Annotated in this window: 11 protein-coding genes; 1 reads left to right on the top strand and 10 read right to left on the bottom strand. The window is 60.3% G+C overall.

The annotated features are described in order from the left end of the window. Positions 1-81: 81 nt before the first annotated feature. Complete coding sequence (locus tag PACILC2_RS10975) at positions 82-387, top strand: hypothetical protein (RefSeq protein WP_213528878.1); 306 nt, start codon at positions 82-84, stop codon at positions 385-387. Between the two features lie 62 nt (positions 388-449). On the opposite strand, the gene PACILC2_RS10970 is transcribed toward PACILC2_RS10975, so the two are convergent. From PACILC2_RS10970 to PACILC2_RS10930, 10 genes are all read right to left on the bottom strand, one after another. Then, entirely contained in the window at positions 450-3,080 is a 2,631-nt protein-coding gene (locus tag PACILC2_RS10970) for a DUF5696 domain-containing protein (RefSeq protein WP_213528877.1), read from the bottom strand. Between the two features lie 137 nt (positions 3,081-3,217). Next, on the bottom strand, positions 3,218-5,200 hold the full coding sequence (locus PACILC2_RS10965) for a YIP1 family protein (protein WP_213528876.1): 1,983 nt from the start codon (positions 5,198-5,200) through the stop codon (positions 3,218-3,220). 94 nt (positions 5,201-5,294) lie between these two features. Then, the gene (locus tag PACILC2_RS10960; RefSeq protein ID WP_372447110.1) at positions 5,295-6,167 is read right to left on the bottom strand and encodes a carbohydrate ABC transporter permease; all 873 of its coding nucleotides are present in this window, start codon (positions 6,165-6,167) and stop codon (positions 5,295-5,297) included. A gap of 1 nt (position 6,168) precedes the next feature. Further along, complete coding sequence (locus PACILC2_RS26805; RefSeq protein WP_244863437.1) at positions 6,169-6,690, bottom strand: carbohydrate ABC transporter permease; 522 nt, start codon at positions 6,688-6,690, stop codon at positions 6,169-6,171. Beyond that, positions 6,636-7,127 (bottom strand): carbohydrate ABC transporter permease, encoded by a 492-nt coding sequence (locus PACILC2_RS26800; protein ID WP_244863436.1) that lies wholly within the window; start codon positions 7,125-7,127, stop codon positions 6,636-6,638. Before PACILC2_RS26800 ends, PACILC2_RS26805 begins: the two co-directional genes overlap by 55 nt. Before the next feature lie 45 nt (positions 7,128-7,172). Next, positions 7,173-10,031 (bottom strand): extracellular solute-binding protein, encoded by a 2,859-nt coding sequence (locus PACILC2_RS10950; protein WP_213528875.1) that lies wholly within the window; start codon positions 10,029-10,031, stop codon positions 7,173-7,175. A gap of 112 nt (positions 10,032-10,143) precedes the next feature. Further along, positions 10,144-11,700 carry an ABC transporter substrate-binding protein gene (locus tag PACILC2_RS10945; protein ID WP_213528874.1) on the bottom strand — a complete coding sequence of 519 codons (1,557 nt, stop codon included), beginning with the start codon at positions 11,698-11,700 and terminating at the stop codon, positions 10,144-10,146. Between the two features lie 119 nt (positions 11,701-11,819). Further along, a complete protein-coding gene (locus PACILC2_RS10940; RefSeq protein WP_213528873.1) occupies positions 11,820-12,968 on the bottom strand; it encodes a glycoside hydrolase family 76 protein in 1,149 nt (382 codons plus the stop codon). Between the two features lie 18 nt (positions 12,969-12,986). Then, a complete protein-coding gene (locus tag PACILC2_RS10935; protein ID WP_213528872.1) occupies positions 12,987-14,066 on the bottom strand; it encodes a glycoside hydrolase family 76 protein in 1,080 nt (359 codons plus the stop codon). A gap of 61 nt (positions 14,067-14,127) precedes the next feature. Next, on the bottom strand, positions 14,128-15,423 hold the full coding sequence (locus tag PACILC2_RS10930) for a glycoside hydrolase family 125 protein (RefSeq protein ID WP_213528871.1): 1,296 nt from the start codon (positions 15,421-15,423) through the stop codon (positions 14,128-14,130). Positions 15,424-15,530: the final 107 nt, after the last annotated feature.

The raw sequence follows: 15,530 nt of genomic DNA, 5'->3' as shown, positions 1-15,530 counted from the left end.
GTCCGCCTTGTCGATGATGCCGGTCGCCAGAATGACCGGAACGAAGAAAATCGCCCGGAGCACCGCGCGCCCCCTCATCTTTTGATTGAGCAGCACGGCGATAAACAGGCTGTACATGACGAGAATCGGAATATCGAACAGCATGTTGCGCACCGCGTCGAACAGCTGGCGGTTGAATACGGGATCGACCCGCAGCACTTGACGGTAATTTTCGAGGCCGACCCCTTTCTCCGTATACCCGCCTTGCGGCAGCACATTCACTTCCATGAAGCTGAACCGGAACGAGTCGATGAAAATGCCGACGAACAGCAGCAGAAAACCGAGCACGAACGGGCTGACGAAGATCCAGCCGTACAGGTCGCGCTTCTGCGTCACGGTCAACCTTGACCATCCGTTCCATTTGAAGGCCGCAAACCGTTTCCTCATACCGATGATCCTCCTTGCAGGGGCTAGGGCCCGACGACGGCGTAATCGAGCGGTTCTACCCGGATTCCGTCGGCCAGGTACGCCTGGTCGCTGTAATTGACGATGACCGCCCGGCCGTTCCCGAACGTCGTCCGGTATACGCCTTCCGCCAGCCGTTCATGGTTCTCGATCGTCCGGCCCCGCGCTTCGCCCAGCGCCCCGGCGATTTCCGCATAGACGTCCGCCGCCGTCTCGGCCCAATCGTCAAACGGCGAGCCCTGAAATTCGGCGGACAGCTTCGCGTCCTTGAGCAGGCTTCCGTCGCCGCCGTTCAGCTTGAAGTAGACGCCGCTGCCGTATTCGATCGCCCGCAGCACGGCCGGGCGCAGCTCGCTCGCCAAATTGAGCGGTTCTCCGGCATACCTCACGTAGCCGCTCAGGGCGATCTGAAGAAACGGCACCTGTTCGTCGGCGATCGCGTACGAGCTGTCCGTATCCGGCAGCCGGAGAATATGATCCGCGTACGGGTAAATATAGGCGTTGCCGTAATCGGCCATGACGGAGCCGTACTTCTCCGCAGCGGCGGCCAGCACGCTCGCCGCAAACCGCTCCGCTTGCGGGCGGTTGACCCGGTTGTTGTTTTTGTAATTGGCGTGCAGTCCTTCGCCGAGCGTGGACAGCGAAATCGCATCCAGCCCCAGGCCGTCGTACGCCGCCGAGAAGCGGCGGAAATAGTCCGGCATTTTGCCCGGATCGATCACCCATTCGTAGCCTTCGTATTCCAGCGATGCCGGGTTCAACCGCACGCGGTACGCGGTCTTCTGGAACAGGTTGCGGATGGCGTCCCGCTTCGGGGAAAAACCGTCGAACGCCCGGTTCTCCGACACATAGACGAAGTCCGCATCCGGGAACAGCTGCGCGCCGACGCTTTCCGCAAGCTCCGCCAGCCTGCGCAGCCCCCTCTCCCCGCCGAGCGACCGCTCGACCTTGAGCTTGTACGGGGCGGTATGATCGTAGCCGCCGTTGTACCAGCCCGTATAGCGGAGCTTGATATGGCGGACACCGAGCTCCGTCAGCCGCTCGATCATGCGGCCGGCTTCCGCGAAAGAAGTGACCGCGGCCTTGCTGTTGACGGGAAGGCCCAGCTTGCGGACCATCGTATCGACGGCGCCGATCGTGTCGAGATAGAACGGCGTCCCTTCGCCCGCTTCGACCGGCCGCAGCGCGCCGGCATCGACCAGGTACTGGCGGTACGTCTTGGCCATGCCGACATAGTCGGCCTCCTCTTCGGCCAGGAAAAAGTAACGCATGGCGATGCGGCCTTCGAACGCGTTCTTCTCGTACAAAATCCAGGGTGCCTGCTCGAAGGCGTTCTCGGCGATGAACCAGTCTTTGTTCCGGATCGTGAAGGTGGCGTAAGCCGTATTCCAGGAATGGTTGATATCGCCCATGACGCCGTTGATTTCGGCCGCCGCGGCCCCTTCCTCGATGACGGCCAGAAGCGCGGAATCGCCCCGCTTGATGCCGAACACCGGCGCCCGGAATTCCTGCCTGATGCTGCCCCGCGGATTTTGCGCCAGCCCGTAGTCGGGCCCGTACAGCTTCCCGGCCGTGAGCAGCGTCGTCTTCCGGCCGTCGTTGTTGAACCGGATCAGCGTGCCCGAGCCGTCCGGCAGCAGAATATACCCGTCTTCTCCCGTGCGGCCCGCGCCGAAATAATTCAGCAGGGAAAGGCTGACGAGGCTGAACGTCTCCCTGTCGTATTCGATCTCCCCGGCGTTCAGCGACACCGCCAGCGCCCGTCCGTCCAGCTCGTAATCGATCGTCATTTTGAAAAAGGGGAAGACGGCGTCGTCGCCTTCGTAGCCGATTTTGGCGTACTCTTCCTCCATCATCTCGTACGTGTATCCCGTCTCTTTCACATACGATTCCAGCACCCGCTTATCCCGGTCCGTCACCGACGATTTCAGCACGTAGATGTCTTCCTGCTCCAGGATCGGATACTTGGCGAGCAGCTCCTTGCCGTTTGCCCCCTTCAGATCGTCGCGGGAATAGCGGATATAGAACGCCTGCGTCTGCCGCTTGCGCCGCTCGTCCCCGATCCGCTCCAGAATGTCCCGCTCGAAGCTGGCCGCCGTCATTTGCCGGGGCAGCAGCATCCGCTGCTCCTCGCGTCCCATCGTCAGCCGGATGCGCATTCCCCGCTCCAGCTTGCCCCACTCGATCTGTTCGGCCTTCATCGCCTGCGCATAGCTGTTCATCGCGGCGTCGCCTTCCTTGCCGTTCACATGGTAGACGAGCGACACCTGCGACATCAGCTCCTGCTTCGTCTCGTCGCTCGCTTTCGGGTCCTCGAGCGCGTCCGGCGGATTGGAGCGGAAGACGGCCCCGGTCGCCTTGTCCTTCACGGCAATGCCGCCCGAATCGTTGTCGAAATACAGGACGAGATATTCGTTCTCGGCCGCTTGCGTCAAGCCGGCGCCGGGGACCGCCTTCTGCATGGGCACCTCCGCCCGCTCCGTTGCGTCCGCCGGCTTCGCCGTTTCGGCCGCAGGCTCCGCCGTTTCCTCCGCCTTCGCAGCCGGCATCCGGCCGATTCCCGGGACGGCTATGGCCGCTCCGACTATGGCCGCTCCGACTAGAAGCAGCATTGCGATTGCCGCTCTGGCTCTCATGCAGCCGACCTCCATTTACCAAGCGTTGTCCGTCTATAGACGGAAGGTAATCTTTTAATTTTACCGGCCCGCCTACAGACGAAATGTAATCTCCTGAATCACGGTCGTAATAAAGGCGTTCATTCTTTGCATAATGTTCATGAACAATACCGACAAAAAGGCGATAAATCCCATGCCGACCACCGATATGACGGAGGTGTACAAATTTTGAACGGGGTGTAATCGTTCGTCACCATAACCCCGACGAAGATGAGCAAGAGCGCCCATCCGTAGGCAAGCGCCGAGAAGAAGGCGAGAAATTGCGCCTCCTGCTGGACGAGCGCGTTGCTGAACACGGTCGCGGGCACAGAAATGACGACGATCGGCATGAGCGAATAGGCGGAGGCGACGAAAATATCTTTCAGGCTTCCTTCCCCGTCCATGAGCGTCGTCAGCCCCCAGTTGGCGCAGCACCACAGCACGAACGGAACAAGCACCGTCAGGACCGTGTCGGCCAATTCGACGGCGCGCCAATCTGTCGGATTCAGCACGTACCCGCCGGCCAGCGTCCGGAAGATGTCCGCTCCCATTACCGCCAGCACGATCAGCACCGCCGCGCGGACGCTGCCGCGCCGCTCATGCTTCAAATCCCAGAACCCGTCGAACGGGTGAACCATCACATGGAAGGCGTACAGCAATTCCTCCCACAGCGTTCTCCGCCCCGATTTGCGCCAGCCGGACGCATTCACCCGGGCCGCGTACCGGAAGAAGCGGACCACAAGCCAGATCGCCAGCACGGCGGCAAACGGGATAAGCAGAATGATGCGGCCGACGACCTCCTTGCGGTATTCGGCGAACGCCTTGAAATAGTTCTCCCAGTCGCTCGCCAGCTTGTAATGCTTCATCGCCTCGCGGTATTCCCCCTGGCGCATGTTGGACTGGGCCACCCCGGCGTAAGCCATTTCGAAATTCGGATTTTGCTTCAGCACCTTCCGCCAGGCTTCGATCGACTCGTTATATTTGCGCTCCTTGCGGAGCCGGATCGCCTCGGCGATGTTGTCCCCGTATTCGGTGCGGCGGAAGACGGTCAATTTGGCGGTGTCCCGGTCGAGCACGAGCAGGCTGCCGCCCCGGTATGCGAGCGCCGAGGCGCTGCGGAATACGCCCTTCTGGCTGCCGTACCCGCCGAATACGTAGAGCAGGTTGCCGTCTTCGTCGTACGTGAATATTTTTTGCCGGGTCGAATCGAGCGTGCTGTAGATGCCGTGTCCCGCAAGCGCCACGTCGATAAAGCGGGATACCCGGCCGGAGGAGACAAGGTCTCCCGCCGGCGGGAACGCGCCTTCCCGCTTCAGCACGTCGACGCCCATATTGTTGAGCCGCTTGACCGGCGCATACTGGCTCGACTTGTCCCGGTTCCGCAGCGCGTTGTACTGATTGCGGGCGTCGATGGCGCTGCTCGTCACGTAAGCGAAACCGATCTCGTCGATCGTGATGTTGTTGTATTCGGTCGGGACGTTCTTGGCCGAACGCAGCTTCTGCTCCTTCGTCGTAATGAGCCGCCAGAACAGGTCGAGCACCTTCGGCGCGACCTTCTCCGCCCCGACGAAGCCGTCGAACTGCCCGTCGGCGTTCAGGGCGATGACGCCCATGTTGGTGCTTTTCGAGATGACATAGATCCGTCCGGCCGGATCGACGCCGAGCGCCGTCGGCTCGTAGACGAACCCGGCGGGCAGCACGTCCGAATCCGGCGCTTCCAGAATGCGCACCAGCTCGCCGTCCGGACGCAGGACGACGATGCGGGCATTTTTCGAATCCGCGACATACAACAGCCCTTCGCCGGAGAAGAACAGGCCGGCCGGGCTGTTGAAGCCGTCGGTCTCGCCGGTGTCCGCGCGGACGAACCGGGCGATTTCCCGTCTCAGCCGGAACCTGCCGTCCAGCACGACGATCCGGTTGTTGCCGGTGTCCGCAATATAGATGTCGCCGTCTTCGCCGGCGACCAGATCCGCCGGCTGCTGCAAATTCCCGCTATCGATTCCCATGTCGCGGGCGTCCAGCACCCGGTCCGGCACATAGGCGTCGGGCGATACGGCATATTCCCCTTCGTAGTCGTACACATAGGTCTCGTATGGGACCATGCCGAAGGCGGAGCCGTACCCGGTGCCGAGAAGCGTCAGGATGGCGGCGACGACGATGGGCCATTTTTTCCGACCATGCTGATCCTCCTCTCCGCTACTCTTTCATGCCGGACGCGGACATCGTTTCGATAATTTTGGATTGCGAGATGATGAAGACGATGATCGGCACGATCATCATCAGCACCGCCGCCGCCGAACCGGTGCCCGTCCGCGCGATGCCGCCGGCCAATATTTGCGACAAGGCGTAATTGAGCGTCTTCAATTCCTCGCTCTGGATGAAATGGTTCGCGCCCGTCCCCCACAGCCCCTGGATCGAGAAGATGATCAGCGTCAGCCAGGCCGGCTTCACCATCGGCATGGCGATAGTCCAGAAAATCCGCCATTCGCTGGCGCCGTCCATGCGGGCCGATTCCAGCACCGCGTCCGGGATCATCTGGTCCATGAACTGCTTCATCAGATACAGCCCGAGCGACGAGGCGAACGCCGGCACGATGATCGCGCTGTACGTGTCGACCCATCCCAGCTTGGCGATGATCATGAAATTCGGAATCTGGGTGACCGCTCCGCTGAACATGAGCGACAGCACCACCATCGAGAACATCAGCCCTTTGCCCGGAAACTTGTGCTTGGACAGCACATAGGCGCACAGGGAAGCGAGCACGACGTGGCCCGCGGTGCCGGCCGCCGTAATCCACACGGTATTGAAGACGTACCGGCTGAACGGCACCCAGGAATCGCTCATAATCATGAACAAATCCCGGAAGTTTTGCATCGTCGGGTTGTTAACGAGAAACCGGGGAGGGAAAAACCAGATCTCCTCCAGCGGCTTGAACGCGTTCGAGACGGCATACACCATCGGCAGCATCATAAACAGGCCGAACAGAAACAGAAACAGGTAGATGCCGAAGTCGACGAAATAGGAGCGCCGGATGCCGCTTTTGCTGCGGGTCAGCTTCACCTGGATCACGTTATTCACCTACCTTGGCCAGCAGCTTCTGCACCAGCTTGTTCGTGCCGATCATGATCATGAACAAGACGGTGGCGATGGCAGAGGCGTAGCCCATTTCGTAGCGGATGGCGCCGTAATCCTCCAGATGGTTGACGATCGTATGGGCCGCATAGCCGGTGCTCGGCATGCCGCACAGCGCCGTGACGATCGCCCCCGCGCCGAACGAGCCGGTAATGCTCATGACCGCGCCGAACATGAGCTGGGGCTTCATCGACGGCAGCGTGACGTACCACAGCTCCTGCCAGCGGTTGCGCACCCCGTCCATCGCCGCGGCCTCGTACAGCGACCGGTCGATCCCCTGCAGACCGGCGATGAAGGAGAGGAAGCTCGTGCCGACGCTGGTCCAGAGCGCCACGACGACGACGAGCCCGAGCATATATTTCGGATTCTCGAACCACAAAATCGGCGACGAGATGAAGTTGTACTTCAGCAGCAGCGCGTTCGCGTAGCCGTAGGCGTCTTGTTGAAAAAGATGCCCCATACCAGATAAATGTTGCCCGATATGGACGGCGCGTAAAAAATGAGCGTAAGCGTCGTCCTGAGCGACACCGGCAGCTCGTTGATCAGCCAGGCGAACAAGAGGCACATCAAATACCCGATCGGACCGACCAGCACCGCGATCAGAAACGTGTTGCCGATCGCCTTGATGAAAATATCGTCGCCGAGGAACAGCCGGATATAGTTCTCCATGCCGACGAACACGGGGGTTTCCAGCAAATTGAAGGAGTAGAAACCTAGAATCAGGGAGACGATGACCGGCAAAGCCGTAAACGTGAAAAACAAAAGCATGTAGGGAGCCGCAAACAGATAGGATACCTTGTTTTTCCGGACCGATTTCCACGCGTCCGCAAGCCGTCTTCCGATCGGATTCCCCGGTTTTGCCGTCAAATCTCCCGCCATCGCCAACTCTTTATTCATGAGACCGCGTCCCCCCTGCATCTTCCCGCGCCCGCCAAGGCCGGATCATTCCAGCTTGAATTCCCGTCTTTTGCGTGTAATTTCGTCATTGGCATCCTTCACGTAATCGAGCAGCGCTTCCGCGTCGCCGTTGTTGTAGGCCGTTGCCGAGGCGAAGCTGATGCTGCGGCTCACGTAGTACCCGCCGGGCACTTCCGGCGTGCCGGTCGCATACTTCCACTGCTCCGTCAGCTTGTCGGCTTCGTTCTTCGTCCAGGGCATATTGAACAGCGCCTCCATATTGGCCGTCGCCTGCTTCGCCGCTTTGCCCAGGATCGATTCCATCTCCGTGCCGAACCGGGACTGGGTTTCCGCGCGGGTCCACCATTCCATGTAACGCCAGGCCGCTTCCTTGTCCTTCGCGTCCTTGAGCATCATAACGGCCGTGCCGGAGGACGGCGTCGCCCGGTTCAGGCTCCCGTCTTCCGCCACCGTGCCGGGCAGCGGCGTAAATTCCCACAGCCCCCGGATTTCCGGCGCGAAAGCGGTCAGCTGGTTGTAAATCGTATAATCGGCGATGCCGATCGGCATCTCCCCGGTGCGGAACCGGTTGGCGAAGTCGTAATCCCGCGGAAACTTGTACGTCGTGAACAGCTCGGCCTGCCGCTGGAACGCGGCGATCGTCAAATCGTCATCGAGCGTCGTCCGGCTGCGCTCCGTATCGTACAGCTCGCCCCCGTTCTGGTACAAAAAGATTTGCAGACCCGTGATGTCGGCCGGAAAGCCGATCTGCATGTTCCGCTTCTGGATTTCGGGGATGAGCCGGTAAAATTCGTCCCATGTCTGCGGAACGGCAAGCCCCAAATCGTGCAAAATGTCCTTGCGGTAGAACAGCATCGGAAACGACTGCGTCTCCGGCAGCGCAAAGACGCGGCCCTCGAACTCGAAAGGCACCATGGCGCTCGGATGGAACCGTTCCGCGACGTCCCGGAAGCCGGGCATATCTTCGAGGGGCACGACGGCGTGGCGCAGGGCGTACTGAATCGGGTCGCCGACGGGGCTGCCCATCGCCACGTCCGGACCGATGCCCGCCAGCACGGAAGGAAGCAGCGCGTCTTCCGGAATCAGCTTCAGCTTGACGCGGATGCCCGTCTCCGGGGTGAAGCTGTCATTGATCATTTCGCGGATGATCTGCGCCTGATCCCGGCCGGAGTTGATCCATACTTCCAGCTCTCCCTCGCGCTTGCCGCCGCCGTCGCCCATATCGTAATCGGAGAAGAACGACAGGAAGAACGCGACGATTTCGTGAAGCAGCGTGCGGAGAAACGATGCCTCCGCCTTCGGCAGCTTCGCCGAAACCGGCATGACGCTGATGTAATCGAGCGTGAGCGGCTGCTCCCCGACGGTCAAAATCCACGTGCCGAGCGCGCCGACGTTTTCCTTGAACGGCCCGAACGTTTTGGCGACGTTGGCGTCGGGATCTTTCACCATCTGGTCGAGCTGGAACGTAATTTTGTCGAGCAGCACCATCTTTTCGCCCTTCTGGCCGACGAGCGCTTCCATATCGGCGGATACCTGCTTCAGGACGGCCGAATGCTCGGCCATCGTGCGGAGCGCGTCCGGAATCAGCTTCTCGAAGCTGTAGTCGCGGTACAGATCCGGCTCGGTGCCGGTAATCATCAAAATTTTTCGGTAGGCGGCGTTCAATTCGTACAGACTCTCGTCCACCCGGTTCAACATGTCGGCCAGATCGCCGATCGTCACTTCCATCGTCAGCTCGTGCTCGCCGGCTTCCAGATAGAAGACGAAATCGCGCTCCCCGTCCCCGAACGCCTCCACCTGCCAGCCGCTGCCGTAATTGAACTTGACCGCTTCCGCTTCCTTGAACGGCACTTTGCCGTCGATCAAAATTTTGCGGTTGACATACATGCCGGCCAGCAAATTTTGCTTGAACCTGGCGGCGATTTTGTACAGTCCGTCCTTCTCGACCGTAAACCGGTACGTCACCCATTGCCCGGGCATTTTCCATTTGTCGCCGCCGATGGCGTTGAGCCGCAGCTTGGAAGGATGCTGGGGCTCGGTGATGGGCGACGAACGGTCCGCCAGCGCGTACAGCGTATTGTCCGATTTCTCGTAAGGCTGCTGCGCCTGGATTTTGATCGGCGCCGCATCCGCTTCCTTGTAGCCCCGCTTCTCGTATTCGGCCAGCACGTCATCGTAGGCGGGAGGCTCTTCCGCTTTATAGATGCGGATCGAGCGCAGCACGACCGGCTCCCGCACCGATTCGAAGCCGATGGTGCGGCGGCCCGCCTCCAGGTAGAACCGGAGCGGCTCGTTGTAATAGCCGAGCGAATCATGCAGCAGCACGGTCCGCCACCGCGGCGCTTCCGCCTGCTTCGGCCGGATGTCGTTCCCTTCGCTGTCCCGGCCGATCTCCGTCTCGTCCTTCCAGATGCGCGACAGATTGACATACCGCGCTTCGTGGAACGGGATTTCCCCGTCGATATAGATCATCCGTTCGATCGTGTTGCCTTTGCCCTCGATCGGATAGTACAGCACTTCGATATTGTACATGCCGCTCTCCGGCACATCGACTTCCCATTCGGCGTATCCGCTGTCGCCGGTCACGAGCGAACGGCCTTCCATCCCTTCGAAGCCGTCGACGACTTTCGTCTCCGCATCGGCATGCGCATACCGGTCCGCCTCGATGACGATGTCCGCCTTGCCGGCCGTCTTGCCGGCGTGCCGCTCCAAATAGTCCCGGTAGCCCGGAAGCTTGATCGCGTCCTCGTCTTCGGCTGCATGCGCCGCAGCCGCCCATCCCGACAATGTCAAAACGAGACAAAGCCCGACTGCGCACGCCATCGTCCTGATCCATCCGCTTCCGGCGACCAAAGCCCGCACCGTCATGATCGTTTCCTCCATTTGAACAAACTGCAAATTTCCGGCATGAACGGCATTGCCGCCAGAAGGCCGGACGGCCGGAACCGATCCGCTTCCGGATCGGCCCCCGGCCCCGGCCGCAGGCTGACATTGCTTACTCCGCCTTCTCTGCCTTCTCCTCTTCCTTGCCTTCCTCGGCAGGCTTCTCCGGCTCCACATATTCGCCTTTCAGCCGGAGCGCCAGCTCCTCGAGACCGATGTTGACCGCTTCTTCAATTTCCGCCACCTTGGAAGCCGGTTCCAGGTCCTGCTCGTAGAAGCCGACCGACGGGATCAGAGCCAGACCGCTGTGCACGTTGCCCTGCATTTGCTGGCCGATAAAGGCCATATCGGAAACGCCGTAGTTTTTCAGCTGCTGCAGGATTTCCAGCGATTCGTCGTCACGCAGTTGGGTGAAGGCGATTTCATCCAGACGGATCTTCTCCTCGTCCTTCGCCTTCCATGCCAGCGCTTCCAATATGAGCCCCGTCTTGTCAAGCTCCTTGTTCGTAACGGGCACCGCGATCGAAGGCGCGTCGTGGCTGACCCAGGACAGGTAATCGTCCGTATTGTTGCCCATCGGCAGCGGAACGAAGCCGAAATCGTCCTCCATCTGGTAGATCGGATCGATGACGCCTCTTCCTCTCGAATAAGCGAGGAACAGCGCCTTGCCTTCCACGAACGCCTTGACGTAAGCGTCCATGTCTTCGCCGTCGTTCTTCGGGAAGAACGTATCGCCGCGTTTCGTCATCTGCTTGATCGTGTCGAGCGTTTCGTACGCTTTCGGCGAATTGACCGCATAGGTCATTTTGCCGTCCGGCGCGATATCGATGATTTTGTTGCCGGACGCGAGATAAAGCGCCACCGCGATATCCCAGTCGTGTCCGGTCGCCAGCCCGTAGCGGTCGTTGCTGTCCATGACGCCGTCGCCGTTCAGGTCGCGCTTGGCGGCTTTCTCCATCTCCAGCATTTTCTCGAACGTCCATTGCTTGTTTTTCACCAATTCGTACGGGTTCTCAAGCCCGAGCTCGTTCAAAATCCGTTTGTTGAACACGATGACCCACACTTCGTCGTTCTGGTTGGCGAACGGCGCCGCCGCGCCATAGGTGCGGTTGTCGTAGGTAAGCAGGTTGGAGGTGTTGTATTCCTTCCAGTAATCCTTGCTCATGTCCAGATTCGGAATCGTATTCAGGTCGAGGAGCCGCTTGCCGTTAATATGCCTGCCGAGCTCCCAGGTCGGCGTCACGATGACGTCCGCGTACTTGTCGCCGGCCAGCACGGCCGCGCTCAGCTCGTCCTCGGAATGTTTTCGGACCTCGATTCTGACGTTGTACGTTTCTTCCACCCATTTCACGCGGTCGATAATCGCGTTGGCCAGATCCGAGCTCCCCTCCTCCGGAAACCAGCGGTTCGGATTGTTGTCCGCCACGACGAACGTATAGCCTCCCAGATCCTGCACCGGCGGCGCGCCGTCGTCCGCAGGCTGTTGGCCTTCCGGCTCCGTGCCGGTCTCTCCCTCGCTTCCCGGGCTTTCCGTATTCTCCGCGACATTCGGTTCGGTCTCGCCGCCTGTGCCGGCCGAACCGCCGTCGCCGCTTTTGCAAGCGGTTGCAACAATCGATAACAGCATGACGACGACAAGCAGCCATGTTCCCGTTCTTCCGTTTCGCATCTTGTTCCCCTCTCAATATTTTTTTATTTGGTTATGCGGTTCCGTCGGGAGGAAGGGACCGCGCTAACTCGCGTGATCTGGACAGGACCGGCCGGTCGGCAGCCGGCCCGGCCGCTTTGTCAGTTCCGTCCGTTTCGCTTGTATCCCGCCAGATTGGCATAGATCGCGGCGAACGCCGACTGTTCGAGCAGCTCGGTCGACCGGTTCGCGTCGAATACGAGCAGACCGGTCTGCGGGTCGCGAATCGTGGTCCATATTTCATCCGCGTAATCCTGTATATATTTCCGATATTTCGGATTCGGCCGCGCATCTTCGAGAAGCAGAAGGTTTTCAAAGAAAATGGAGTTGAATACGATCGGTTGGGCGTAGATTCTGGATTTTCCGTAATAGTTCAGCGCCGCTTCGGCGATGCCCGCCGCCCGGTCCAGGTAGGCCTGATCGCCTGTCGCCCGATACAGCAGCACGCTGGCGCCGATCATCGTCCCCTGGTTATAGGTCCAGTGCGTCTTGTTGATTTCGCCGCTCAATTTGATATGATCCCAATACAGTCCGTTCGGCGCCAGCAGGCAGCCGTTCACCCAGTCGTACATTTTCTTTGCCCAGTCCAAATAGTAGGAATCGTTCGTCATCTCGTAGAGATACAGCCCGACTTCCGCCGCCGGCGCGTTCGACACCGTATTCCGGTCCTGGCTCCAGGGAGCCTGCGTCCAGAATACGCCGCCGGGACAAGGATGCGATTCGTCCGCATCCCAGCCGTGCACAAACAGCGCAAACAGCTCCTTGGCCCGCTCCAGCGCTTCTTCGTTGCCGGTGAGCCGATACGCTTTGATCAACTCGATCGCAAGCCATTCGTTATCGTCATAGAACAGATCTCCGCCGCCGCCGAGCGGCGGACGGACATACGAATCGTAGCCGGGCGGCGACTTGCTCCCGTTCCAATAAGCCGCAAGCCCGTCAAGCCGATCCTGCACATCCTGCGCGTAACGCTCCCCGACTTCCGGAATGCGCGCAAGCGCTACCGTCGCCTGCATCGCGGAAGCGAACGGCCATACATAGGAATACCGGTTGCCGCCTTTATGCGGATACGTTTCGCCGTACAACTTCCGTTCCGCTTCGTAAAAATATTGCTGCAGCGCCTCGTAAGCGGCTTGCGCCCGCTCCGTGTTGTGCCGTTTGTTCGGTGTGGCGGTCACGCTCTGGCTGACGGCAAGCAGCACCAAGGATACGGTCAGAACGGTCAAACCGAGCAGCTTGGCATTCGTCTTCATACCGGACCTCCCTTCTCTTCAACGTTCCGTATGATCGTCTGCATAACCCGACTTCGCGAGCGCAGCCGCCGTTTCCAGAAGGATCGTGCCGCTAAGCTGCGTACTGAGGGGGACGACGGCGGCGGGCGGACGGTCCCACCGTTCGCCGAACAGCGCATCGTCGCCCGTACGGCCGCGCTCCCACAATATCCGGGCGTTGGCCAGCAGCACTTCGGCGACTGCGCGCCCGTCGTCCCATGCGCCGGCCAGCCGGCCGGCGTAGCGGACGAATATCCCTTTGAACAGTCCGCCGTCGCCGCCCCCTTCCGGCGGCAGCAGGCCGGTGCCGGGAGCGGTAAGCTCCGCGACCGCCGCCTGCCAGGTGCGGCCGGCATCGGTCAAATAACGCCGCTCGCCCGTCAAGCGGAACAACTCCAGCGCCGCGCCGATGACGACGCCTTGGCAGTAGGTAAATTTCCAATCCTTGTCGATCGACCCGTCCCCGGTCCGGTTGACGCCGTCCCAGACGAAGCCGGTGGCCGGATCGACAAGCGTCCGCAGCTGCCAATCGTAAATGTTGTGCGCCCAGACGAGGTCTTCTTCGCGGCCGAACGCCTCGAACAGGCGGGCGGCCAGAATGGCGGCCGGCGCGTTGGCCGGCGTATTCTTGTAATCCAGCTGCGTCTTCTGCCAGGCGATTCCTCCGCCCATATGACCGTTCCAGCCGGTCTTGATGTCTTCCCAGAGCGTAAGCGCCGCCCGCTTGTATTCCTCCTCGCCCGTCGCCCGGTAAGCGCGAAGCCAGGCGATCGCCATCCATTCCATGTCGTCGTACATCCTGTTCGGCCAGACGCCGCCGTTGCGGGCGAGAATTCCCCGGTACAGGCGGGACAGCCGTTCCTTGTAGAACGGATCGCCCGTTCGCTCCCATCCGTCCGTCACCGTCTCCACGGCATGCGCCATCCACCAATAATGAAAAATCGTATTGCAGCTTCCGTCCGGACAAGGCGTCGCGATATTGTACATCTCGATGTTTTCGTTCCAGAATCGCGTCTCCAGCCCGCGCTGCGCCAGCTCCGCTCTCGCTTCCCACGTTGCCGCCGTCAATGGCTGCGCCATACCGTTCCCCCTATCGCCCATTTCGCTTCATGATGCCGCTGTCGTCCGGCGCCTCACGCCGCTACTTCTTCACGCGCATTCCGCATACATCGAGCACAAGCTCGCAAAACATCATATTCGCCCAGGAGAACCATTCGCGCGTATACCGGCCGGGATCGTCCTTGTGGAAGCCTTCGTGCATCATGCCCTTTCCGGCGTCGGTCTCCGTCATGACGTCGAGCAGCCGCTCCTTTTCCGCTTGCGACGATGCGGTCAGCCCTTGAACGGCCAGCGCGATATGCCAGATATAGTCCTTCGGCGTATGCGGGCTGCCGATCCCTTCCGCGGCTTCCCCCTTGTAGAAATAAGGATTCGCCTCGCTCAGGACGAAGCGGCGCGTACGGACATAGACCGGATCGTCGGCCGGACAATAGCCGAGATACGGAACCGACAGCAGGCTCGGCACATTCGCGTCGTCCATCAGGACATGATGGCCGAACCCGTCCGTCTCGTACGCATACATCTCGCCGAACTCGGGATGAATGATTTTGCCGTATTGCGCGATTCCTTTGTCGATTTCGCGCTCCAGCGCTTCGGCTTCGCCGGCCAGACCGCTATCGCCCAGCACGTCCCGCGCAATTTCCCGCACATAGCGCAGCGCGACAACCGCGAACATGTTCGACGGCACAAGATAGCCGTACGTGCAGGCGTCGTCGCTCGGCCGGAAGCCGGACCAGGTCATGCCGGTGTAGGCGACAGGCGCCCCTTTGCCGGCGCGCGGCAGCGTATCCGTAGGCGGGCAATTCATCCGCTGGAACCGGTAGGGAGAAGCGGATTCGTGACGCTGTTCGCGCTTCCAAAGTGCCAGAATCTCCCGGACGCCGGCGGCGAACGTTTCATTGAACTGATCGGTGCGGCCGCCGTTTTTCCAGAGCAGATAGCTTAACTGAATCGGATAGCAGAGCGAGTCGATCTCGTATTTGCGCTCCCAGATTATCGGGCTCATCTCCGTCAGGTCCGACTGATGGCCGCGGCCGTTCGCCGACTCGTTGAACGCGTTCGCGTAAGGATCGTTCAGTATGTATCGAAACTGCCGCTCGACGAGCCCTTTGATCATGTCGGAAAGAGCGCAGTCTTGATCTGCCAGCAGCAGGAACGGCCGGACCTGCGCGGCTGAGTCTCTGAGCCACATCGCGGGAATGTCGCCCGTAATGACGAAGGTCGTGCCGTCCGGCATGCGCCGGATCGTCGTCTCCAGCGTGTTGCGGATGCACGCGGCGAACATGTCGGCCGCCCGCGGACGTTCCCGCAGCCGGTCCTTTACCTCATCCGCCAGTTCATTCAAAGCTTGAGCCGTATCCCATGATGGTTTGTTCATCGTATCTCCTCGTCGTTCCGACCTCAATATAACCGCTTACAAATAATATACTATTGTTATAATATTGATATGTCAATATGTTTTATTTTGTCGAATTCAATAAAAAA

The organism is Paenibacillus cisolokensis (genome assembly GCF_018403665.1).
Classification (GTDB): Bacteria; Bacillota; Bacilli; order Paenibacillales; family Paenibacillaceae; genus Paenibacillus_AH; species Paenibacillus_AH cisolokensis.
This window is presented reverse-complemented; position numbering and strand designations above follow the sequence as displayed.